The following is a 22,410-nucleotide window of genomic DNA, read 5'->3' on the forward strand; positions in this document are numbered from 1 at the left end:
ACGCAAAATGCGTAAGAATAAGAGTGACTAGGGGATTTTTAGTATGCGCTATTTTGCAGCCCGATTCTATGTAGCTTTGGTATAGATGTGGCTCTTACTGGTTGATAATAAAAGAAATAGGGTGAAAATCCGTTTGCAGCCTGCACTCTGCTTGCCTTTTTTAGCAGCAGGAGTAGGTTCAGCCCTGCCATACAGGGTGGTAAGATGTACTCATCAATTTGTAGAATTGATGTCGGAGATATTACAATGACTTCTCTTCCAATTGGACTGTTTGATTCTGGCGTAGGCGGGCTTACAGTGCTGAAAGCACTGCGTTCAAGCCTTCCATGCGAAGAATTTTTATATCTTGGTGATACTGCACGGCTTCCGTACGGAACCAAAAGTCAGGAAACCATTATTCGTTATGCAGTGCAGGCAGCAGGTAAGCTTGTCGAGCGCGGCGTAAAAATGCTTGTTATTGCATGTAATACCGCAAGTTCTGTAGCTATTGAACCTTTGCAGCAGGCGTTTCCTGATATTCCGGTACTTGGTGTGGTTAAACCCGGTGCCGCGGCAAGCTGTGCTGCAACAGAAAACGGCAATATCGTTGTGCTCGCCACAGAATCCACAATTCGTGGGAATGCTTATCAGCGGGAAATATACAACATTCGTGAAGATGTGCAGGTAACAGGACTTCCATGTCCACTGTTTGTTCCTCTGGCAGAAGAGGGCTGGACAGAAGGTGAACTTGTTGAAGGGATCGTTGCCCGTTATTTGAACCCGTTGTTTTCTTCACCGCTCGAAACAGCTCAGCGTACAGCGCCGGATACAGTTGTTCTTGGCTGTACCCACTTTCCTTTACTCGCTCCATCAATTCGCAATGTTGTAGGCGACGGCGTCCATATTGTTGATTCTGCAGAAACAACAGCGCAGGAAGTGAAAAAAGTACTGACTGACCGCGGGCTGTTACAGAAAAAAACTGAATGCGGTGGAACGCTGTTTTTAACAACAGACGATATTTCCAGATTCGCCAGAACAGGAAGCTGGTTCTTAGGGCTTCCGATAGAAGTTGGTGATGTCGAGCTAGTCGATTTATAGCTGACTGTTTTCTTTACCTATAAGAGCCGAAGGTGTTTTTTTGAATGGCGGCAATGGCCATTTAGAAAAATTCCTTCGGTTTTTTTGTGTAGAATGGTTAGAAAGCATTGCACACGTAGCCTGCTGATAAGCTGTCTTTTCTGTATCTCATATCATTTTTTTACATAGTGTCGGGAGTATACTGGTTGAGATTCGCAATTCTCAACGAACAAAACAGACCTATGGAGACCACGATGAGACATGGCAGGCTGATGCGGTGTGGTCGCATCTGTATCGCGGTTTTGATCCTGTGTGTATTTGCATACACTCAGGCATACAGCTCGCAGGAGCCGCAACTTGTAGCGGTTGCTGTTAAGAAAGAAGCTTCTTCTCTCAAGTTGCGCAGCGTGAAATATACTCCGCGAACTTCACGTACGTCGCACTATCCACAGACCGATCTGGCGTACTTTACGCCTGAAGCGCAGGGGATAACATGTCCTCCGGGAAAGATTTTCTTTATATCTGCTTTTGGAGACAGCCTTATTTCCGGCTATGGGCTGGATAATGCTATGGACTCGTTTCCGGTGGTATTGCAGGAAACACTTCGTCGGTTAGGATATTCTGTTGTTGTGGAGAATGATGGCATTGCCGGAAACACAACCGCGGAAGGGCTTGCCCGATTACCCAAAATTTTGCTGAGCAGACCCGATATCGTCATATTGGAACTCGGAGCAAATGATATGCTGCAACATAGAAGTGTAACACGTATGAGAAGTAACCTTGCAGCAATGATACGGGAAATTCAGAATAGGGGCGTTAGGTTGCTACTTGCTGGGATGTATTCACTTCCGCATCTCGGGCAAAAGTATGCCGATAAGTTTGATGCCGTATACCCCGATCTTGCCGCAAAGTATGATGTTGCGTTTTATCCCTTTTTTTTAGAAGGCGTTGCGCTTAACCATTCCCTGAATCAAAAAGACGGGCATCACCCAAATGCCGCCGGTGTTCAGGTAATTGTGCATAATATTATTCCCTATGTTGTTAAGCAAATTGAATTGATTTGTGCAAAAAAACTCTAGCGGACAGGTGTATAATTCGCTTGCTAACCTAATTTGTTCTGTGCATAGTATGCGCATGATTTAACAGATTTCCTCTGGAGGAACGAATGAAAAAGTACGAATGCCCTTGCGGATATGTGTATGACCCTGAACTCGGGGATATTGAAAGCAATATTCCACCAGAAACAGCTTTTGAAGATCTGCCGGATGACTGGGTATGCCCTCTCTGTGGTGCAGAAAAAGAGTTTTTCGAAGCTATCGATTAAACTTGCCAGTAAAAAAAGAGCGACCAATCTTGTGCTGCAAGATCAGGTCGCTTTTTTATGGTTGTAATTTCCGCACGATATTCACGTTTTTGCGATAAAAGCCGCTGTGTGTTAGTATGATTATATCATCACACGGGGGGCACAGCTTTTGTTATTATTTCGCCATGCCAAGTTTTCTTTAGCCACAAAGTTTTCTGTTGCGGCAGCAGTCTTTTTCAGCTGTTCAGGATTGGTAGTGCTTTGTGCACTCCTCATACTTGCTGCAAGTTCCCCACTCACGCCAGTGGATATTCTGTGGCTTATGGCATGCTGTGCTGCCATTACAGTCCCGTGTTTTTACTACTTGTTTAACAAGTTGTGCAGAGGGCTTGTATGCCGTCCTTTAGAGGCACTTACCCAAACGGCAACCGAACTGGGTAGTGCTCCCCTTCCGACCAACATTCCTAAAGAGATAGAACTGGATGCCTTGACGATGGCGCTGGTTCGTTCCGGTGAAGTCTTCAGCAGACGTATGCAGAATGCTACAGAGAGCCGTTCATACTTCGAATCTCTTTTCAAAGGGATGCCGGGCTATGTTTCTGTTGTGGATACGTCTTTTACCATCGTTCATGCCAACAATGCTTTTATGGAGACCTTTGCTATCGCTGAAGGACGATCCTGCCGACATGTGTGTACTCGAGAGTTCCCGGGTGGAGATTGCCCTGTGGCAAAAGTTTTTATTTCGAGAAAGCCTGTTGTTGTGACAGAAGAGGGCATGTATCCGGATGGAACAGCCGCGTTATGGCTTGTAAGTGTGTCCCCTGTATTTGATGCATTGGGGCAGTTGACCGCCGCTATTGAATCTCGTCTGGATATTTCAGACGTCGTTAAAACGAACGCCACTAAGCTTTAGCATCACATAGTATTTGGATTGATGAATAGTCTCTCGCCGATGGCGTTGAGCCTTTTGTTGCGTCCAAAAGATAGCCCCCTGTAATCGGGGGGGGGATGATTACAGGGGGCAAGATAGGTTGGTCTGAATCTACGCCTCGGAAATAGAACTATAACTGTAGGGGGGGGAAGTCAGATATAGTTCGCACCGTATTCAGAGCCTAAGCACGACGGTTGGTACGTTGGGGGGGGGACGCCTAATCGCTGGCAATCCAACCGTCAACAAGACTTATAGCATCTATCGTGCCAAAATGTTAAGTTTTGGCTTGTAAAAAAAGAATCTATAAAACAGTATGTTACGTTTTTTTTAGTGTTTTGTTTTGTCAGAAAACTGTTATTGAGCCTATTTTGTGCGGATTCGAACGTTCGAATTCGCACAGTGTGCGAAAATGCACATGTTATGAAATTTTCCGATACAGAGCATATCGGGAAATTCCAAGGTACTCAGCGGCTTTTGTTTTGTTTCCATCAAACTTAGCAAGTGCTTTGCGAATAACAGATTGTGTAACGTCTTCCAGATTGAACGGGTTTTCTGGGAGAATGATCGTCGATGATGCAATGTCGATGGAAGGTAATCCCGTAGTCGGCGGCAACGGGGCACTAACACCTTCGCTGTGCTGTAGTGATCGTGATGATGCTAAAAACTCAATATGCTCAGGACGCAACAGTATGTCATCATGAATAAGTACTGCACGTTCTATTGTGTTCTCTAATTCTCGCACGTTTCCGGGCCAAGGGTACTCTTTGAGCAGGGTAAGAGTTTCCGGTGCAATGGCTGTAAATTTTTTCCCTTTTCGTTTTACCTGCTTACGGAGGAAGAGAGATGCCATTTTTACGATGTCATCTTGTCGCTCCCGTAATGGCGGGAGACGCAGATGCCCGACGGTTAATCTGTGATACAAGTCTCTACGGAAGAGACCTTCTTCAACCATCATTTCAAGGTCTTTGTTTCCTGCCCCGATAATACGCGCGGAAAAATGTTTTTTCTGAAGCCCACCGACACGATAGAAGCTTCTGTCTTCCAATACACGTAAAAGCTTAGGCTGAAGTTGAAGCGGCATTTCTGCAATTTCATCAAGAAAAAGAGTGCCGTTTCCGGCCAGTTCCAATTTACCTGCAGAACCACCGGCGCGTGAGCCGGTATATGCTCCGGCCTCGTACCCGAACAATTCACTCTCAAAAAGTGATTCAGCAATGGCAGAGCAGTTCAAGGCAACAAAGGGGGTATCGCAGTGGGTATCGCCATGATGAACCAGTCTTGCAATAACCTCTTTACCTGTACCGGTCTCACCTTCAATAAGTACAGGAACATCCGGCTCATGATGAAAAATGGTGGCGTCGCGAATGATTTCCTGCATTTTGGAAGAACCGGAAATAATTTGTCCTATGCCGGACACGTTCCTGAGCTGCGAACGCATTTTTTCAAGATCTTCCTGCAAAGATTCCTTTGCTTCAGCAACACGTTCTTCCATATTTTGTTTGAGATCAGTGTTCTCAAAAAGAAGGGTCTGGTGTTCTGCACTGCGTTCAACTGCTGCTGCCAGTTCTCTGGCATTGATAGGCTTATTTAAATAGTCATACGCACCGTTTCGTAATGCTGTGATGGCTGTTTCCATATCACCGTGTCCGGTAATGATGATAACATCACTGCGCTTACTGGTTTCACATGCCTTAAGCTCTGCAAGCAGGGAAAGGCCGTCCATAGCAGGCATTTTTATGTCTGTAATAATAAGGGGATAATAACTTTCTTTAGCATGATTCAGCGCTGCAACAGGGTCGCTGAATGTACTAGGCTGGTGCCCCAAGTCAGTGAGTACAACACTCAGACTTTGCAGGCTTGTAGAGTTGTCATCAACAATAAGTATTCGCATGCAGATCTCTTAAGCAGACGGAGCCTGTGGAAGTAAAATTTTAATAAGTGTCCCTTTGTTGTCAGATAGCGGTGACTCGGCTGTAATGGTTCCACCCCAGCTGGTAACGAAGGTATGAACCAAAGCAAGACCCAGCCCCATATTCTTTCCGGATTCTTTGGTTGTAAAAAACGGATCAAATATTTTGTCACCAAGTCCTTTCAGTCCGGGTCCGTTATCACGGATGCTTAGCAGAACTTGTTTGTCATCAGTTTCCAGCGTTGTAATGGTTATGCAGCGTTGCTCTGAGCAGAGTTCAAGTGCATGTGCAGCATTCATAACAACATTGATTACAATTTGCTCCAGCTGAATGGGCAGAGCAAGAACAGGAGGAAGCGAATCCTGAAGTTGTTCTTCAATGCAGATATTTCGGGAATCAAGCTTGCTTTGCAACATGCCCAGAGCTTGTGTAACAGCTTGATTTACATCTGAGTGTTGAAGCGGAATAGCTCCCTGATGACGAACCAGTGAACGCATGTGCGTAATGATATCTTCAATAGTTCCTGTTTCATGAAGGATCCACTGAAGGCGTTCTTGCAAAATTTCGGGCGGAACTGCTCCGCGCTGCTCAACCATCATATCCAGTCCGCTGGCATACAGGCGCAGTGCAGAGAGCGGCTGGTTGATTTCGTGTGCAATGCCGGCAGCGAGCGTACTCATGGCTTCCAGTTTCCGCATCTGCTGGGTTCTTTGGGCTATCTTCTTCTTTTCGGTTATATCTTCAAGAAGAATAATTGCTGAGGAAAATAATTTGGTTCGATGCAGCGGGCACGCTGTAATGCGGAATGTCAGTTCGGCTCCGTCACGTGTCGTGGAAAATTCGCATTCATGCTCTTTGCCGTCATGAATGGTTAAACTGGTTGTTTTATCCAATAGTGATTTCCCGTTTTCATCTTCCTTCGTGAGGATAGAAGGGCAACTTACTGGGTACGATTCGTTTTGAAGTTTGAACCAGTTTCGGAATTGGCTGTTCGCGGCAGTAATATTGCGCTGTCCGTCAATTACGGCAATAGCGAGAGAAAGGTTGTTTGTGATCAGGTGATATTGGCGTTCTGTGATCGCCAATTTTTCCTGAAAACGGGTGAGCTGCGTAATATCAAGCCCCATCAGCAGAATGAGCTGATCTCCGTCCGTGTCGGTAAAAGGGTAGCTTAAAAAGCGATAGGAACGACCTGAACGGGGACTTTTCCAAGCGGAGAATGAAGGAGAACCCGTTTCAAATACATCAAAAGGCGGGAGATATGGATGGGTAGGCGTACCGGTAGATTCACTGTTTCCTGTGAAAGCATGGTAGCAGGAGTCGCCTACATTTAATTGTACTTGGTTGCGGAATGGCTTGTTAATATACCGTAAGGTAAACTGCGGTGTAACCAGCGCCACAAATTCCGGAAGTTTATCCAGAATTGCCAGCAGATTCAGGCGTTGCCTGTTCGATTGTTTTTGAGTCGGGTTGCTGTCTGATCCTAATGAAAGTGTGCTGCTGATTTTTTTACTTCCGTCCGGCAGACGCAGTGGACGAGAATGGACAAGAATTGTGACTCGCTGCCCGTAGGAATCAAGAAAAAACAACGGAAACGTGCTGACCTTTCCTGCTGTTTGCAACTGGATATGGTGCGTCAGGGTAGAAAGGTTTTCAGGCTCCAGAAGTTGTTCTTTTAAATTTGCAAGAACCTCCTTTCGTTCCCAGCCAAGGGAGGAAGAAAGGAAACAGCGTACGTAATCAAGGTCAAGGCTCTGGTCAGATAAGCAGGTATCGCTCAACTGTCGAAGAAGAGTAGAAACAGCTTCCGGCAACTGGGAGGAAGAATAGGAACGTGTCGTTGTTGGCAGTAGCTGAGCCATGTAGTCTCCGGGCAAGTCAGATTACGCGAGGTTATTCATATTTCGAGATATTTCTTCGGTTGTCTTAATGCTTAGTTCTTCGAGAGCCTGCAACTGTTCAGCTGGTACTGGTTTGTGTTTTGCCGCAGCAGCGTAAATCTGCATAAGCGCATTCCCTAAACTGTTTGCACCAATGTTGAATGCAGCCGCAGCAAAAGACTGGCTGTGCAGAGCAGCCTTATCATAAGCATTTTCTTGTAAAAAGAGTTTCAATCCATACAGACGTTCGGCTACTTCGTCTACAAAGAGAGAGTACAGGCGGCAGATAAGCTCATTATCATCATCAAGACGAACCATAGCCCCGTCAACGTCCAGCACCTGTGTCATGTCGGTTTGTTCAATTTCCTTTTGCGGCTGTGCAGGAATTTCTTCAGGTTGCAGTACGCGTGCTATTTCTCGATAAAATTCAGAAGCATGAATAGGTTTTGAAACATACCCGTCCATTCCGGCTTCAATAAAGCGTTCTTTGTCACCTTTCAATGCAAAAGCAGTTACTGCAATGACCGGTAATGTTGTCGGTGTGTCAGGAATAGTGCCGGAGCGAATGTGGTTCATTGCTTCAATACCGGTGAGGAACGGCAGTTTGATTTCCGTCACAACAAGATCAACACTCTCAGAAGCTAGTAATTCCAATAGCTCAGCGCCGTTCGAAGTGACATGACATATAAACCCTTTCTTTTCTAACAACTCCAGAAGCAGTTTTTGTCCCACAATATTGTTGTCAGCAATCGCGACATGAAGTCCCTGCGGGAATTCAGGAATAATCTCCTGTTCAGTAATATCCTCCTCAAGTTCACCGTGTTCGAATTGAGCTGTAAAATGGAAGGTGCTTCCTGCACCGGGTTTGCTTCGCACCCAGATTGTTCCGTTCATTAACTCCACAAGGTCTCTACAGATGGCAAGCCCGAGGCCGGTTCCGCGTATAGGTGTTTTACCTTCGGCTAGTACCTGCTTGTACGGTTCAAAAATGTAATTTTGCTCTGCCTCTGTCAGTCCCACTCCAGTATCGCGTACAGAGAAAAGCAGCATTCGGTATTTAGGAACAGGAATATGTTGTTGCTCCGAGTATGCTCCAAGCGTGGCAAGATCTGAAATTTCAAGAGAAATGCCTCCCTGATCTGTGAACTTGATGGCGTTGGAGAGCAGGTTGTTCAAAATTTGTGAGACGCGCGTAGGATCGCCCTTCAGCATACGGGGAACAAAAGACGGAATGTCATAGGTGAGGGTCAGCTTTTTCTTATGTGCTTTAGGCAGGTGGGTGCGGATTGTCTTGTTGATGAGTTCTTCAAGGTTGAACCGCTTGGGTGAAAGCGACATTTTGCGTGCTTCAATGCGCGAGAGATCAAGGATGTCATTCAGGATATCCAGCAGATTCTCTGCGGAATCCAGCACTGTTGTCATATATTCTTTTTGCTCTTTGTCTAAAGCTGTTTCCAGAGCAAGGTCGGTCATTCCCACAATTCCGTTTAAAGAGTTGCGGATTTCATGACTCATATTGGCAAAGAAGCTGGATTTGGCACTGTTTTCAAGCTCAGCTTTTTGTCTGGCTTCCGTAAGACGTGCTTCTTCAGAGTGCTTAACAAGAGCAATTTCAATGGCAGAATGCAGTTTTCGGGCATCAAAAGGTTTTAAAATAAACCCGTACGGATTTGATGATTTCGCTCGTTCAAAGGTATCCCTGTCAGAGTATGCAGTGAGAAAGACAACAGGTATGGTGTATTTAGCGTTGAAAACATGGGCAATGGCAATCCCGTCCATTTCTCCCTTTAGGTTAATATCCATGAGGATAAGGTCAGGCGAGTGTGTTTCTGCAGCTTGGAGTGCAGTCTCAGCAGTATTGGCAACAGCACAGACCTGATACCCGAGAGTTTCAAGGGTACCTTTAATGTCGAGTGCCACAATGCGTTCGTCATCAACAACAAGAATACTGATAGAGGCCATAATCATTCCCCACTCTGCCGCATAAGAAGATGTGCAGCAAAAATGCTGCTGATGCGGCACATAAAAAATCAAACAGTTGCGTAGTACTGTTACGAAGAAGAAAGTACGTGAAGCTCTTGATGTATATGCAATAAATGCATGTGGTTGTCTAGGCGGGGTAGAAGGAATTTTTATGTTGAAGGCCATAAAAAAAGGCGGTCAAAATGACCGCCTTTTTTTATTAGAAAAGTCTTGTTTACATTGTCTGAAGGTTCCAGACAACGCGACCTACAACGTCTTCAGTACAGCGATCCATCGGCAGATACTGCTCAGGGTGAGCAGGGTTTTCACTGCGGAGGATAAAACGTTGATTAGCAGCATCAAGGAAGATGCGCTTAATGGAGATGCCTTCGTACGGTACGTACACGCCGTAGATTTCACCGGAAAGGATGTTGGTCTGAGCAGTATCAAGACCTACAAAAGCGCCTTTCTTGATGAGTGGTTCCATACTGGAAGCATCAACACGGAAAATTTGAATGGTCGCACCAGCAAAAGATTGTGGGATGGAAAGTTTGCCAACGCTGGTAAAGCGACGAGCCTCTTCACCGTTGTCAGAAACTTCAACATTTTGCATGGAGTGGATAGTTACAACAGCGCTGCGGGCATCTGGATCACCAAATTTAGCTGGGTTTTCAAAAACCCGACCAGCAGCAGGGCCTTCAACTGGCTGGTAGCCGTCTTCCTCTGTACGCAAGTACATTGGTCCGACGCCTTTTTTAAGCCAGTCCGGATTAAGACCAAACTTTTCAAACAGCTTCATGTACCAGTCAGAAGGTACAGAATCTCTGCGCTTTGCGTCAGAGATACTTGATTGGCGAATATCAAGTACTTCGGCCAATTCAACCTGAGTTCTAGTATTAGTAGCTAGTTTGATACGTTCAAAAACTTCATCAAAGGTGGACACGGTGTCTCTCCCGCCAAGACGTTGGATAAGCTTACGCTTACGGGGGCTAGTCTTGTCGTTGAAAATTGCTGGGTATTTTGTGCAAAGCCTGCGACATGGTTGCGATGAACAAGCATGGCAGTACGTTAAACAATAGAACTATTGTTTACATGCGAAACACATCAAAAAAACGAATGCAGTCTTTTTGATGCCTAAAAGAGTTACAAGCTTTTAGCGGATGCAAACACTCTTTGTGGACGGATTTGCAATGGTTTGTCAATATCACGATACATGGATATTCATTAAAAATTGTAAATCCGATTGAGCGTAATAGTAACTACTGCTTAATTGGCTATGCTTACCATGAAGTTCAAGGCGCAAATATTACCCTGCAGATTAGAGTAAATCGAGGGAAAAGACATGACAAAAAATGTAAAGATAAAAAAAGAGCGTAGCAGCATCTAACTACGATGCAGCTACGCTCTTTTGCATTGTGTTGTTATCGCATTTCGTTAAGGAATTTATTTTCCGGAGTTACAATAATGCGAGTGTTGTTTTTGAAGCTGTCTTGATAGGCTTCAAGTGATCGCTGGAAGTTGTAGAATTCTTCATCCTTACCAAGCGATTCAGCGTAGATTTTTGTTGCAAGTGCATCACCTTGACCACGGATGATCTCAGCTTCTTTGTTTGCTTTTGCAATAATGATTGTACGCTCTTTGTTTGCAAGAGATTTAATAGTGATTGATTCCTGCTGTCCTTCAGAGCGGTACTGTTTTGCCTGACGTTCACGTTCTGCACGCATACGTCCGAAAATAGCACGCTGGTTTTCAGGCGGCAGGTCAGTACGTTTAATACGTACGTCCACAATTTCGATACCGTATGCTTTAATCAAATCAGAGGAACGCTTTGTAACCATTCTCATAATGTTGTCGCGTTCAGTAGAAACGATTTCAGTCAGCGTGTAACGACCGAGAGCCGCACGGAGCTGGGAGTATACAATATCATCAAGTCGTGCCTGAGCACCCGGAATAGTACGAACGGTCTGGTAGAAGAGGAGAGGGTTTACAATGCGCCAGCGGGCGTAGTTGTCCAGCACAAGAGCTTTTTTGTCTTGTGTAAGAGCTTCCGCAGGCTGCGCATCATATTCCAGAAGACGTGCATCAAAGTAGATGACGTTCTGGATAAACGGGATTTTGAAGTGCAGGCCAGGTCCGTAAACGTTGTTATCCGGTTTACCAAGTTGGAGAACAATAGCTTTTTCAGTCTGCTTAACAATAAAGGCAGACTGGAACACTGCAGCAACTAAGAGAACCAGCAGAATGATAATTGGAGTAGCTGTTTTTTTCATTACTTACTCCCCTTCATGCTGTCGTCGCTGAGCGGTAAAAATGGAATAGTAGGAGCAACGCCCTTGTTAGGAACAATGACTTTGTTAACTCCGGAACCGCTGAAGACTTTTTCCATAGCTTCTAAATACATTCTTTTTCTGGTGATGGATTTAGCCTGATTGTATTCAGCAAGGATAGCAAGGAAACGAGACGCATCACCTTGAGCTTTGTTAACGGTAGATTCTTTGTATGCCTGTGCCTGGTTCACAATTTCTGCTGCAGCACCACGTGCTTTTGGCAGAATATCGTTACTGTACGCCTCAGCTTCGTTAATAATACGGCTGCGGTCTTCACGGGCGCTGGCAACGTCTTTGAATGCGTCAACAACTTCCTGCGGTGGATGTACGTCCTGCATCTGCACAGCAACAACTTGAATACCGGCTTCATAGCGATTCAGGATATCCTGCAGCAGCTGGCGGCAGTTATTCTGAATTTCCAATTTACCTTCAGTCAGAGCGTTATCAATTTTGTTGTGGCCGATAACTTCACGCATGGCGGCTTCGGCAGCACTTTTAACAGTAACGGACTGCTGGGTAACATTAAACAGGTAGTCCACAGCGTTGCTGATGCGGTACTGAACAATGAACTGAACATCGACGATGTTTTCATCACCAGTAAGCATGAGTGATTCCGCTTTGACAGTACGGGATTGTCCCTGCTGGAAAGATGAAGACTTGCCAGTAGAACGGAACCCGACCTCAATACGGCGGATTTGAGACACCTTAGGTTTGTAAACTGTCTCAATAGGGTACGGAAGATGATAGTGCGGTCCTGCACCGGTAGTGGCAACATATTTGCCGAACCGCAGAACAACACCTTCTTCGTCAGGTTGTACAATGTAAATACCGGATGCGAGCCATAAAAGAACTACAAGGGCAAGAACGAACTTGCCCGCAGGGAAATTAATTCCCCGAAGTTTCTTCAGGCCGTCGCCGATCGGGTCAGAATCATTGCCGTCAGGAGTGTTTCCACCCCAGTTCGGACCATGACCCGATTGCCTCTGCCGCTTTTCTTGCAGTTTTTCCCAATCCCAATTCATAATATATGAAATCTAGGGCAGTTGTCTGAATAGGTCAAGCAGCATTCAACGTAACGATTATAACTTGTTGTATAAATTCGACTATAGAATTCGCTTTAGTCAGAGTATAGGGAATTATGTTCCTGAAAAAATGCAGAAAAACTGACGCGAAGTATGGTATACAGAAGGCTGGCAGATCATGAAAGCGCAACAATGGTCATGATCTGAAAATGGTAACCTACAGAAATGGTTCCCTAACTGTAAAAGTGCGGCATAGAAGTAAGTCATTGCAGACTGCACAACCGGCACAGAAAAGAGACATATGATGATAATCACCATTTTTCTGTGTTTGAATGTCAGCAACTGCTTACGAGAATATCAAGGATTTGCATGCGCCGGAGCAGTACAAATAGAGGGATCTGGTAACACTCCTTAAGAGGAAAAACAGCAGGATTACGTATGAAAAGACTAGAAGCGGTGCGAATGGAACAGTGTATAGGATGTCATTCCTGTTCATTGGCCTGCGCGCGACTCGTTCATAAAAAGCTTTCATGGAACACAGCTGGAATCCGTATTTCGTCTGCCGGCGGGCTGACAACCGGATTCGAAGCGCAGGTATGTGTGGCGTGTGATCCCGCCCCGTGTGCGGAGGTTTGTCCAACGGATGCTCTTAAACAGCGTAAGGGCGGCGGTGTCATTGTAAAGCACGACAAATGCATTAAGTGCGGCAAATGTGCAGAAGCCTGTCCGGTTGATGCAATCTATTATGAACCGGAAAGTGATTTGCCGTATCTGTGCATTCACTGTGGACGGTGCGTGCCGTTTTGTCCGCACAACTGTATAGAGTTGCGCGAAATCCCGACATACGAAGAAGAATAGAGGAGCCTGAGAATGAAAATGGATCCAAATTTCTCCCGCGTATTGCATGTTGATTTGAATACGGGAAAGAGCAAGGCATTGCAGATTGAAGACCGCCATATGCACATCGGCGGTAGCGGACTGGCAGCCGTGTTATACGATCGGTATGGTATAGACGACGCTCCGGCGGATGATCCGAGACAGCCTTTGATTTTTGCCATTGGCCCACTGACCGGTTTTTATCCGCTCATGAGCAAAGTCGTGTGCGGATTCCGTTCACCATACACTGATGAATGGTCAGAAAGCCATGCTGGCGGCAGGCTGGCATTGTCTATTCGTTTTGCCGGATACGATGCGCTGATGATAACAGGAAAAGCTGAAAAACTCAGCGCTCTGGTTGTCGGTTCACGCTCCTGTGAAATTGAAAATGTTACCTATCTGCGCGGCAAAGATGTCTTTGCCACTGGTAAATTTTTGCGTCGGTTCGGTAAGAAAAATGCAGGTCATCGTTCCGCCATACGAATCGGGCAGGCAGGTGAGCGCGGTGTGGCGTATGCATGCATCAACGTAGACTCCTTCAGGCATTTCGGGCGCATGGGTTCCGGTGCCGCAATGGGCTTTAAGAACCTGAAAGGCATCGTAGTTTCAGGTGACGGTTCTTTCGATCTTCCGGAAGGAAAAGCCTATGCCGAAATGATGAAAGATATTTATAAAGATATCACTGAAACAGGGAAGATGAAAAAGTACCATGACTTAGGTACTCCGCAGAATTTGATTCCGTTGAATGAACTGCAAGCTCTTCCATGGAACAACCTGCAAAAAACACAGGATGAAGGCGTAGAAGGGATATCCGGTGAAACCTTCGCAGAACAGCTCCTGCTTCGTCAGGCAGCCTGTGCAGGTTGTCCTGTCGGATGTATTCATATCGGCCTGTTACGTCAGCAGTTTGCAAGCGAGCATGAGTTCCTCTACAAACAGGTTTCGTATGATTACGAGCCTATATTCGCTCAGGGCAGTATGCTCGGCATTACAAATGCCGCAGACGTTCTTGCCTTGCTGGATGAAACTGAAAAGCTTGGGCTGGACTGCATGAGCGCAGGCGTTGCCCTTGCATGGGCGGCAGAGGCGACAGAAAAAGGCTACATTTCTCAGGAAGAGACCATTGTCGAACTCAAGTTTGGAGAGATGAAAGGCTTCCTTGAAGGATTAAAGTTCATAGCCTCCGGTGAAAATGCGTTTTATCAGGCATTGTCCAGAGGATCGATGGCAGCGGCAAAGCTTTACGGTGGTGAAGATTTTGCCTGCGTTCTGGGGCAGGAAATGGCAGGGTATGCCACTGGTGAAGTCTTCTTTGTTGCTTCAGCCTACGGCTTCAGACACTCACATCTTGATACAGGCGGTTACGCATTTGATCAGAACAATACTGAAAAGAATGCAGACAAAGCCATTGAGTTTATGCTCGAAGATGAGCGTGGTCGAATTTACATCAACTGTATGATGGGCTGTCTGTTTGCTCGTGGAACATACGGGCCTGAGAAACTGAAGGAAGCGTTGACTGCTGCAGGTTTTCAAAATATTGCCGATAACCTTGAAGAGGCAGGCAAGTATATCCAGAAGTTGCGTTGGCAGTTGAAGTGCAGAACCGGTTTTGATGTGGATGCCGTAAAGATTCCGAAACGTTTTACCGAAGTAGTTACATGGAAAGGTGAAATTGACACCGGGTACATGGACGAAGTAGCACAACGGTATGCCTCAGCCATTAAAGAAATGGCGAAATGTGGTGAGTAGTTAACAGCCTGCGGAGCAAGTAGCCCGTAGTAGAACCGGAGAGCAGATGGGATTTTTTAGAAATAAACGCGGTCCGCTAATCCGCGCCAAATCTTCTGGCGAATTCTTTTTGCGTGCGATGCTGCTGATAGCAGTGTTTGTTATTGTTTCCGTCGCATTTTGGTATCAGACAGAATCCAGCTACAAAGAGATTCGTTCCCGTGGAACAGTCTATGACCAGACAGAGACGTTAACAGCAGCGCAAAAATCAGCCCTGCGTGATTATGCCGCAGCCCTGCGTGAAACCCACGGGCTAAAACTGCGGGTGCAGGTGCGCAATACTCCAGTGGTATTGCCGGATGAACTGGATACAAAAACCGTGTTTATCGGACTAAACCCGTATACTCGTCAGGTGCTGGTAGAATTCCCACCGTTGCTGCGTAAAGCACTCGGAACAGATTATATGTACAAATTACAGAATGAATTTTTTACACCGTATTTTGAAAAGAACCAGTGGCAGCACGGGCTTGCCTCGGCACTGCAAAAACTCTGGGATGATATGGGCGGGAATTAATTCTCTTTATAGATAACAAAACGGCAGGTCACATGACCTGCCGTTTTTTGTGAATAGCCTTGCAAACTTTTTGAACCGGCATAACCCTACTTGGTTAAGCGGGATGCTTATTGCAAATAGAGTTTCTTAAAAGCATCGTATCGTGCTTTGTTGGCACCTAGGTCAGATTTACCGACTCTGGATGCTGAACGGAACTGCACTTTGTTGTTGGCAGCATCAATATAAAACTCAACATCATCATGGTATTTCATGAATGGTGTGACAAACACTGCGTGAATGTAGTTGTCGAGCTGGGTCGTAACTGTATTGTTCCCCATTTCCTGCAAGCAGGCCAAAATTTTGGTAAGAGTTTCTTTGGCGGAACCTTGCATGGGCAGAGCGTCAACATGTTTGGAGGCATCATCGGTCTGACTCGAAACAGCGTTAGGCGTGTCAGGCATGGCGGCAAGCTGACCGTTATGAACACCGAGCTTACTTGTAATGTCTGCCGAACGTGTTCCTAAATGGCGGAAAAATAAAAAACCGGCAATAATAAGGGCACATAGAATAATAAAAGCCCATTTAACAAGAACAGTTGTATTGGTCATACGTTTCCTTTAGGTAATGCAGACAGTTAAAAAGCTGGATGTTGTCATGCAAAAAGCTGACAGACGACCTGTGGTTGCTACGTGTTGTAAATGTACCATGCAGCGGTGAGAGCATAAAGACTGTTTGTAGAAAATATCTTGTCCGTTGCTTTGAAGGTTTTTGTTGGCTTGGTGTTGGGAACTTTCTTACTGACAGTCATGCCGGTATGGGCAAGGCGTGTGGAAAAAGCTAGCCGCGGCGCATTTTTTATGTTCCATACTGATGACGTTGCCCCGCAGTATATCATCAGCCATGCGGAACGTATTCCATTTCGAACTACATAGAATATGCGAGTAAGAGTATGAAACATATTTATTTATATACAGACGGTTCCTGCCTCGGTAACCCCGGCCCGGGTGGATGGGCAAGTATTCTGCGATACGGCGATACTGAAAAAGAATTATCAGGCGGTTTTGCCCTGACAACAAACAACAGAATGGAAATTCTTGCTGTTATTGAAGGGCTTGCAGCGCTGAAAGAGCCTTGCAAGGTCGACCTGTACACAGACTCTCAATATGTCCGCAACGCTGTTGAGAAAAAATGGCTTGTGAACTGGCAGAAAAACGGCTGGAAGAATGCTTCCAAGAAGCCTGTGAAAAACAAAGACCTCTGGCTGCGTCTGCTTCCATATCTTGAAAAGCATGATGTGACTCTGCATTGGGTTCGCGGACACAGCGGACATCCTGAAAATGAGCGATGTGATGATCTTGCTCGCGAAGAGGCTTCAAAGCCGAATCTGCCTCGCGATGAAGGGCATGAAGAGGGCTAAACGTGCCCGCTAACGTTATTGATATAAAAAGGTTGTTCAGCCATGCTGTACAGCCTTTTTTGTTACCGTGTTTCAAGAATTTCTACGCAACTTCATAAGATGATTTAAGTACGTAGAGAACCGATGGAATGAGAGTAGATTTCTTATTGCGACAAAGTATGGTAGAAATTGAGTATGCACACAGAATTGTTTTCTTTTATGGATATGGATGTTCTTTGGAACGGACTTTTTCGTCCGCTCATTCGGCTTATTCTGTCTATTTCAATAGGTCTGGCTATCGGGAACATTATTGAAGCCCTGCATTGGGGCCGTTTTCTGGCGCGAATTTCGTCACCGCTTGTTCGTATGGCACATTTGCAGGATGTTTCCGGTGCTGCATTTACGATGGCTTTTTTTTCGAGCATCACTGCAAACACATACCTTGCGGAGCAGTATGAACAAGGGAAAATTGCACGCAGGGAACTCTACTTTTCCAACTTGCTGAACAGCACGCCTGTCCTTTTTCTTCATCTGCCGTCATTGTTTTTTCTGGCAATACCGTTTCTTGGGAACGCAGCCTTTTGTTACGTCGGTATTATTGTAAGCGCTGCTCTGTTACGCACCTTCGGGATTGTTGTTATCGGGCGTTTTGCGCTTCCTCCTACACCGGAGGGGTGCGTAACGTGCGAACTGGATGATAATGCTCCCAAAGATTTTCGGGAAGTTGTGCAACGCGTCACATCTCGTTTTCTGCGCCGAATCAAACGTGTTCTTCTTGTGACTATTCCAGTGTACACACTTGTGTTTTTGCTGAACCGTTCAGGTGCATTTGAAGCATTGAATAACATCGTCGGCGGCAGTAACGGTATTTTACCGTTTATTAATCCGGAAGCTGCGGGTGTCCTTATTCTCAGTCTGGCTGCGGAGATTACGGCCTCTATGGCAGCTGCCGGAGCATTGCTGACAGAAGGAACAATTCAGTCCAAAGAAGTTGTCCTTGCTCTTTTGGCAGGCAACATTCTCTCTTCCCCCATGCGGGCAATACGTCATCAGCTTGCAACGTATATGGGGATTTTTCCACCTCGTTTAGCGATATGGCTCATCGTTTGTAACCAGAGCGTACGAGCGGCATCTCTTCTGTTCTTTACAGGTCTGTATTACGTGATGAGTTAAGCGGGCTGGAAAGTTTGAAGCTTCTGCTGAAGAATTCGTTATGACGATGGCATAACGGTTTCTGCCTTCTTGTTTTCAGATAAAGAAAACGAAGAACCCCGGCGCGGGTGGGGACCGGCCGGGGCTCAACTGACTTTAAGCTTACCTATCTGAAACTAAGCCCTAGCTGGACTTAGTCGCATTCAAAGCACGTTCCTGCGGGAAAATCGGCAGGTAACGGTATGACAGACTGAGAACAATAGCACCGTAGGCGAGTACGAGTGCAGTAGCACCCCATTCAGCCCAGTTCGGATTGTATGTTTCCCAGGTGTCGAAAGGCATTACAGGCATAGCAAGTGCCTGAACCGTAAATACGTAACGGTTAATTGTAATGCCGATACAATCAAGCAATGCTGCAGAGTAGAACAGAGCAGGATTATTGCGGAGTTTCGGTGTAAGCAAAATAGCACACGGAACTACGCCGCAAAGGAAGAGCTCAGACCACAGCAGCCATTTGCCGTAGATTGTCTGGTAGAAGTTCTGGTCAAAGGTAAGACCGGAACGTGGCAGTACATCGACTACCCATGCGTAGGTGTCAGCAAACTTGAATACGAGGTATACAAGCAGCATCGCACCGGCAATTTTACCCATAAGGGTTTTGATTTCCCAGCTGACCAGTTTCTTGCCAGTCATTTTTTCCATGAGGGTCGCGATAAGCACGGTAAATACCGGACCGGAACCAACAGCGGAAATAACAAACAGGAAGAATGTCCAAGGCCAGATGAAGAAGCCGTCACGGAGTACGTAAGGACGACCGAAGAGAACGCCGTACATACCACCGAGAGAACCCTGGTGGAAAGTAGAAAGGAACGCACCGATACCTGCAAACAGCGGCATCCAAACGTGCAGGTTATGCGCGAGGTGATGCAGAATAGGAATTCTGTTCAGCTGTTTTTGTTCAAGGATCAGCGGGATGTACTCGATGATCAGAACAATGAGGTAACATGTAATACAGAAGATAACTTCTGTAAGCATGGAGTGTACGTTCGCATGCCAGTAACCGAACCATGCACGAATCGGCTGACCAACGTCGAGCACGAGAATGAGCATAGCACCGGAGTAGCAAATAAAACCGATAATAACGGTGAGGTTAATGATGTTTTTCAGTGGATCAATGTTCAGAATGTATCTGAGCAGACCGGTGAAGAACGCACCAGCACCGAGAGCAATAACAGCAAGGTCAAAGGTGATCCAGAGACCGAAGCCGAAGTAGTCGTCAAGGCCTGTAACGCCAAGACCTTCCGCAAGCACTCTAAATGCAGCGTAAAGACCCCAAAGAGCTACAGCACCGACAAGTCCCATCCAGACAGAAAACTTTGTCAGAGAGCAACGAGTAGTGCCTTCCGGAAAGAGTTCATGGTCTGCAGGAAGAGAGTAGTTCTTTCCCATGACTGTTACCCCTTAACCTTTTCGTCTTCCAGATAGTTATCAAGCTGACGCAGTACCCATTCACGGCGGCTTACGTAGTAAACCTGAGTGTCGGCACCGAGACGCTCGAGCAATCTGTGAGCGTATTTGGAGCTAGCAAGTTTCGCTACTTCATGGTCTTCGTTGTTAAGGTCACCGAAGGTGATAGCACCGTTAGGACAAGCCTCGGTACAGGAAGTAACGTATTCGCCTTCAGCCAGATCCATAGGATCACGGCCTTCAACGATTGCTTTGTCTTTTGCAGCCATCCAACGGTGGTGACAGAAAGTACATTTCTCAACAACACCGCGCGGACGTACAGATACGTCTGGAGTAAGAGCTTTTTCAAGTCCGCCAGGCCATACCGGATCACGCCAGTTAAAGTAGCGTGCGTGGTAAGGGCAGGCAGCCATGCAGTAACGACAGCCGATGCAACGAGGAGTTACCTGGCTGACGATGCCGCCTTCTTCGTTTTTGTCAGTCGCGATAACCGGACAAACAGAAACGCAAGGCGGGTGACCACACTGCTGACAAGGGCGAGGCAGGTAGGCTACGTCGTGTTCAGGGTAAGGTTTACCGTTGGACAGTTCGTAGACTGTGATCCAGTTCATTACTTTGATTTTATTGGAAGCATCGGCAATTGGTGCAAGGTTGTTTTCAGCCTGACATGCAACCATGCAGGCACCGCAACCAGTACATTTGTCGAGGTCAATCGCCATGCCCCATTTGATAGTGAATTCTTTAGTTTCCATGACGCTCGTCCCTTATGCCTTGCTGACGTTTACACCAGCAACATTCCAGACAGATTGTCCGGTGCCGGCTTCATAACCAACAGTCAGCAGCTCCATGACGTTTTCGCCTTTGCCTTTGCTGAACTCATCAAATGCGGTGTGACCAAAGCCCATCAGCACTGCGATGGTGTTTGGCATAACGCCTTCAAAAATGTTCACACGGGCCTGGATGCTGCCACTGGAATTGCTGAGCTTGATGCGCTGGTGTTTCACCACGCCAAGCTCACGCGCTGTTGCACCGTTCATAGCAACATACATTTCGTTCTTCTGGAGTTCCCAGCGGCGAATTGTCTTGTTGTTGTAAGGTGGAATAGCGGTGTTCGGGGTACCGATGTTCAGCTTCTGCACAGGGGCAATGCTCAGTTTTGCAGGCTTCGGTGCAGCAGCAAGTGCTTTACCGATAACGTCTGCGGCAATGCGCAGATCAGACTGTTCTGCAACAGCATCACTAGTGAAGAATTCGCCTTCCATCAGGCTGTCCCAATCAGCACCTGCGGCTTCTGCCTTCGCTTGAAGAACTTCTTCAAAGGTTTCGAAACCGAGATCCATGTTGAGCTGACCAGCAACACCCAGCAGAACGTCAGCAGCAGGTTTGCCGTCAATTACGCAAGGCGCAACCGGACGGGCAAGACCATAGAATGCCTGATTGATGCCGTAAGGAGATTCCACGTCATCAAAGCGTTCAAGACCGAGTGGAGTAGGCAGAATAAGGTCACAGGCTTCAGCAGTTTCATCAAGGAAGCTGGTGAAAGCAACTTTAAACGGAACCTTATCCATAACTTTAGCCATAGCTGCAGGCTGAGGCAGACCGTATACAGGGTTTGCTTCATAGAAGACCATAGCACGCGGAGTTGCAACTTTACCGGCACTGATGCGGGAAAGGTACGCCACGAGGTCTTTATCAGCAATTTCAGCACGATCCATACCGGAAGCAATAACTTTCGGTGCCAAAGGAATAGCGGTTACGCCACCTTCGCGACCAAAGCCGCCAAGCAGCATGTTCACGGCGGTACCTGCCAGAACTGTTGCAACGCCAGTGCCTTGACCGAATTCAGAACCGGTAAGAACAACAGGACGTTTAGCTTTGGAAAGCTCAGCTGTAATCGCTTTAAGTTTTGCAGGAGTTACACCGGCAAGAGCTGCAACCTTTTGCGGAGTGAACTGAGCGGCAAGCGCTTTAAACTCTGCAAAGTCTGGTGCGTCAATTGTAGCGCCGGCCTTGATAAGCAAGTTTGCAATGCCCATTGCAACAATTGCTTCAGTGCCGGATTTTGCAGGTAACCATTCGTCAGAACCTGCAGCAGTGTTGTTCTGCACAGGGCCTGCGTAAACGAATTTTACAGTTGGTTTCTCTGCAGCAGGGTGGGAATTCTTGTATGCAGCGCGGTTGCGGAGCACAGTTCCCCATGACTCAAGGATGTTGGCGCCGATAGCAAAAACATAATCGCTGTTTTCAATATCGTAACCAAGCTGACCGTTGCCGTTCATGCTTGCAAAAGCACGGGCAGCCGGCTGAACTTCGGAAGGCATGACATAAAAGTCTTCGGAACCACTTTCTTTCGCCATACCGGAAAGAAGCTCGTTGATTGTACCGGTTTCGTCACCGGATACATATGCAACTTTGGAACCGGCTCTTCTCAGGTTCTCTTTGAGCATTTTCTCTGCTTCTTCCCATGAAATCGCAACAAAAGCGCCGTCACCGGCATGCTTAAGAGGACGTTTCACACGGGAAGGAGAGTACATAAGCTGAACTTCTGCTGCAGCAAGCGCAGTGATGCCACCCATGGAAAGAGGGTGGTTGTCATCCGGAAGAACGCGCACAGGGCGTGGACCGACCAGACGAACTTTCATGCCCGCAGCGGAAGGACACAATTTACTGATGGTTGAAACGTAGGAGTTTTCACCGTCTACATTTCGTGGAATCCAGGGCCAGTTCTGTGTCCAAATACTCACGTCATCAAGGAGCTTCCAAGGAACGGGAGTAGCCAGAACACCAGTGGTGGCGCCTGCAACAAACTTAAGGAATCCTCGTCTATCTACTGCCATTGGATACTCC

Annotated in this window: 20 protein-coding genes; 10 read left to right on the forward strand and 10 right to left on the reverse strand. The window is 46.6% G+C overall.

Annotated features, from left to right (window positions below):
* Positions 1–246: 246 nt before the first annotated feature.
* From murI to QZY95_RS09715, 4 genes are all read left to right on the forward strand, one after another.
* Entirely contained in the window at positions 247–1,077 is an 831-nt protein-coding gene (gene murI / locus QZY95_RS09700; RefSeq protein ID WP_290922856.1) for a glutamate racemase, read from the forward strand.
* A 233-nt stretch (positions 1,078–1,310) separates the two neighbouring features.
* On the forward strand, positions 1,311–2,135 hold the full coding sequence (locus tag QZY95_RS09705; RefSeq protein WP_290922858.1) for an arylesterase: 825 nt from the start codon (positions 1,311–1,313) through the stop codon (positions 2,133–2,135).
* 86 nt (positions 2,136–2,221) lie between these two features.
* Positions 2,222–2,380: a rubredoxin gene (locus QZY95_RS09710; RefSeq protein WP_290922860.1), complete on the forward strand. Its 159-nt coding sequence runs from the start codon at positions 2,222–2,224 to the stop codon at positions 2,378–2,380.
* A 148-nt stretch (positions 2,381–2,528) separates the two neighbouring features.
* Positions 2,529–3,272, forward strand: a complete 744-nt coding sequence (locus QZY95_RS09715; protein WP_290922863.1) for a PAS domain-containing protein — start codon at positions 2,529–2,531, stop codon at positions 3,270–3,272.
* A 436-nt stretch (positions 3,273–3,708) separates the two neighbouring features.
* On the opposite strand, the gene QZY95_RS09720 is transcribed toward QZY95_RS09715, so the two are convergent.
* The 6 genes from QZY95_RS09720 to hflK form a co-directional block, all read right to left on the reverse strand.
* On the reverse strand, positions 3,709–5,181 hold the full coding sequence (locus QZY95_RS09720) for a sigma-54 dependent transcriptional regulator (RefSeq protein WP_290922864.1): 1,473 nt from the start codon (positions 5,179–5,181) through the stop codon (positions 3,709–3,711).
* Between the two features lie 9 nt (positions 5,182–5,190).
* Positions 5,191–7,062 (reverse strand): ATP-binding protein, encoded by a 1,872-nt coding sequence (locus QZY95_RS09725; RefSeq protein ID WP_290922867.1) that lies wholly within the window; start codon positions 7,060–7,062, stop codon positions 5,191–5,193.
* A gap of 21 nt (positions 7,063–7,083) precedes the next feature.
* Positions 7,084–9,042 (reverse strand): response regulator, encoded by a 1,959-nt coding sequence (locus QZY95_RS09730; protein ID WP_290922869.1) that lies wholly within the window; start codon positions 9,040–9,042, stop codon positions 7,084–7,086.
* A gap of 235 nt (positions 9,043–9,277) precedes the next feature.
* Positions 9,278–9,985 carry a LexA family transcriptional regulator gene (locus QZY95_RS09735; protein WP_290922871.1) on the reverse strand — a complete coding sequence of 236 codons (708 nt, stop codon included), beginning with the start codon at positions 9,983–9,985 and terminating at the stop codon, positions 9,278–9,280.
* Between the two features lie 478 nt (positions 9,986–10,463).
* On the reverse strand, positions 10,464–11,312 hold the full coding sequence (gene hflC / locus QZY95_RS09740; protein ID WP_290922873.1) for a protease modulator HflC: 849 nt from the start codon (positions 11,310–11,312) through the stop codon (positions 10,464–10,466).
* Positions 11,312–12,391 (reverse strand): FtsH protease activity modulator HflK, encoded by a 1,080-nt coding sequence (gene hflK, locus QZY95_RS09745; protein WP_290922874.1) that lies wholly within the window; start codon positions 12,389–12,391, stop codon positions 11,312–11,314. Before hflK ends, hflC begins: the two co-directional genes overlap by 1 nt.
* 438 nt (positions 12,392–12,829) lie before the next feature.
* On the opposite strand from hflK, the gene QZY95_RS09750 reads away from it, so the two are divergent.
* From QZY95_RS09750 to QZY95_RS09760, 3 genes are read left to right on the forward strand one after another with little or no spacing between them, the layout of a single operon-like run.
* A complete protein-coding gene (locus QZY95_RS09750; RefSeq protein ID WP_290922876.1) occupies positions 12,830–13,249 on the forward strand; it encodes a 4Fe-4S binding protein in 420 nt (139 codons plus the stop codon).
* Positions 13,250–13,261: 12 nt separating this feature from the next.
* Complete coding sequence (locus QZY95_RS09755; protein ID WP_290922878.1) at positions 13,262–15,016, forward strand: aldehyde ferredoxin oxidoreductase C-terminal domain-containing protein; 1,755 nt, start codon at positions 13,262–13,264, stop codon at positions 15,014–15,016.
* 46 nt (positions 15,017–15,062) lie between these two features.
* The gene (locus QZY95_RS09760; RefSeq protein WP_290922880.1) at positions 15,063–15,569 is read left to right on the forward strand and encodes a TPM domain-containing protein; all 507 of its coding nucleotides are present in this window, start codon (positions 15,063–15,065) and stop codon (positions 15,567–15,569) included.
* Positions 15,570–15,676: 107 nt separating this feature from the next.
* Here QZY95_RS09760 and QZY95_RS09765 read toward each other — a convergent pair whose 3' ends face one another.
* Positions 15,677–16,156 carry a DUF1499 domain-containing protein gene (locus tag QZY95_RS09765; RefSeq protein ID WP_290922882.1) on the reverse strand — a complete coding sequence of 160 codons (480 nt, stop codon included), beginning with the start codon at positions 16,154–16,156 and terminating at the stop codon, positions 15,677–15,679.
* A gap of 138 nt (positions 16,157–16,294) precedes the next feature.
* Here QZY95_RS09765 and QZY95_RS09770 point away from each other — a divergent pair, with 138 nt between their 5' ends.
* The 3 genes from QZY95_RS09770 (at position 16,295) to QZY95_RS09780 (ending at position 18,117) form a co-directional block, all read left to right on the forward strand.
* Complete coding sequence (locus QZY95_RS09770; RefSeq protein WP_290922884.1) at positions 16,295–16,480, forward strand: hypothetical protein; 186 nt, start codon at positions 16,295–16,297, stop codon at positions 16,478–16,480.
* 17 nt (positions 16,481–16,497) lie between these two features.
* The gene (gene rnhA, locus QZY95_RS09775) at positions 16,498–16,965 is read left to right on the forward strand and encodes a ribonuclease HI (protein WP_290922886.1); all 468 of its coding nucleotides are present in this window, start codon (positions 16,498–16,500) and stop codon (positions 16,963–16,965) included.
* Positions 16,966–17,139: 174 nt separating this feature from the next.
* A complete protein-coding gene (locus QZY95_RS09780) occupies positions 17,140–18,117 on the forward strand; it encodes a hypothetical protein (protein WP_290922888.1) in 978 nt (325 codons plus the stop codon).
* Between the two features lie 162 nt (positions 18,118–18,279).
* On the opposite strand, the gene qrcD is transcribed toward QZY95_RS09780, so the two are convergent.
* From qrcD to qrcB, 3 genes are read right to left on the reverse strand one after another with little or no spacing between them, the layout of a single operon-like run.
* Positions 18,280–19,545, reverse strand: a complete 1,266-nt coding sequence (qrcD, locus tag QZY95_RS09785; protein WP_290922890.1) for a menaquinone reductase integral membrane subunit QrcD — start codon at positions 19,543–19,545, stop codon at positions 18,280–18,282.
* Between the two features lie 5 nt (positions 19,546–19,550).
* Positions 19,551–20,315, reverse strand: a complete 765-nt coding sequence (qrcC, locus tag QZY95_RS09790) for a menaquinone reductase iron-sulfur cluster-binding subunit QrcC (RefSeq protein WP_290922892.1) — start codon at positions 20,313–20,315, stop codon at positions 19,551–19,553.
* A 12-nt stretch (positions 20,316–20,327) separates the two neighbouring features.
* The gene (gene qrcB, locus QZY95_RS09795; RefSeq protein ID WP_290922894.1) at positions 20,328–22,400 is read right to left on the reverse strand and encodes a menaquinone reductase molybdopterin-binding-like subunit QrcB; all 2,073 of its coding nucleotides are present in this window, start codon (positions 22,398–22,400) and stop codon (positions 20,328–20,330) included.
* Between the last annotated feature and the right edge of the window lie 10 nt (positions 22,401–22,410).

Source organism: Halodesulfovibrio sp. (genome assembly GCF_015482765.1).
In the GTDB taxonomy this organism is placed as follows: Bacteria; Desulfobacterota; Desulfovibrionia; order Desulfovibrionales; family Desulfovibrionaceae; genus Halodesulfovibrio.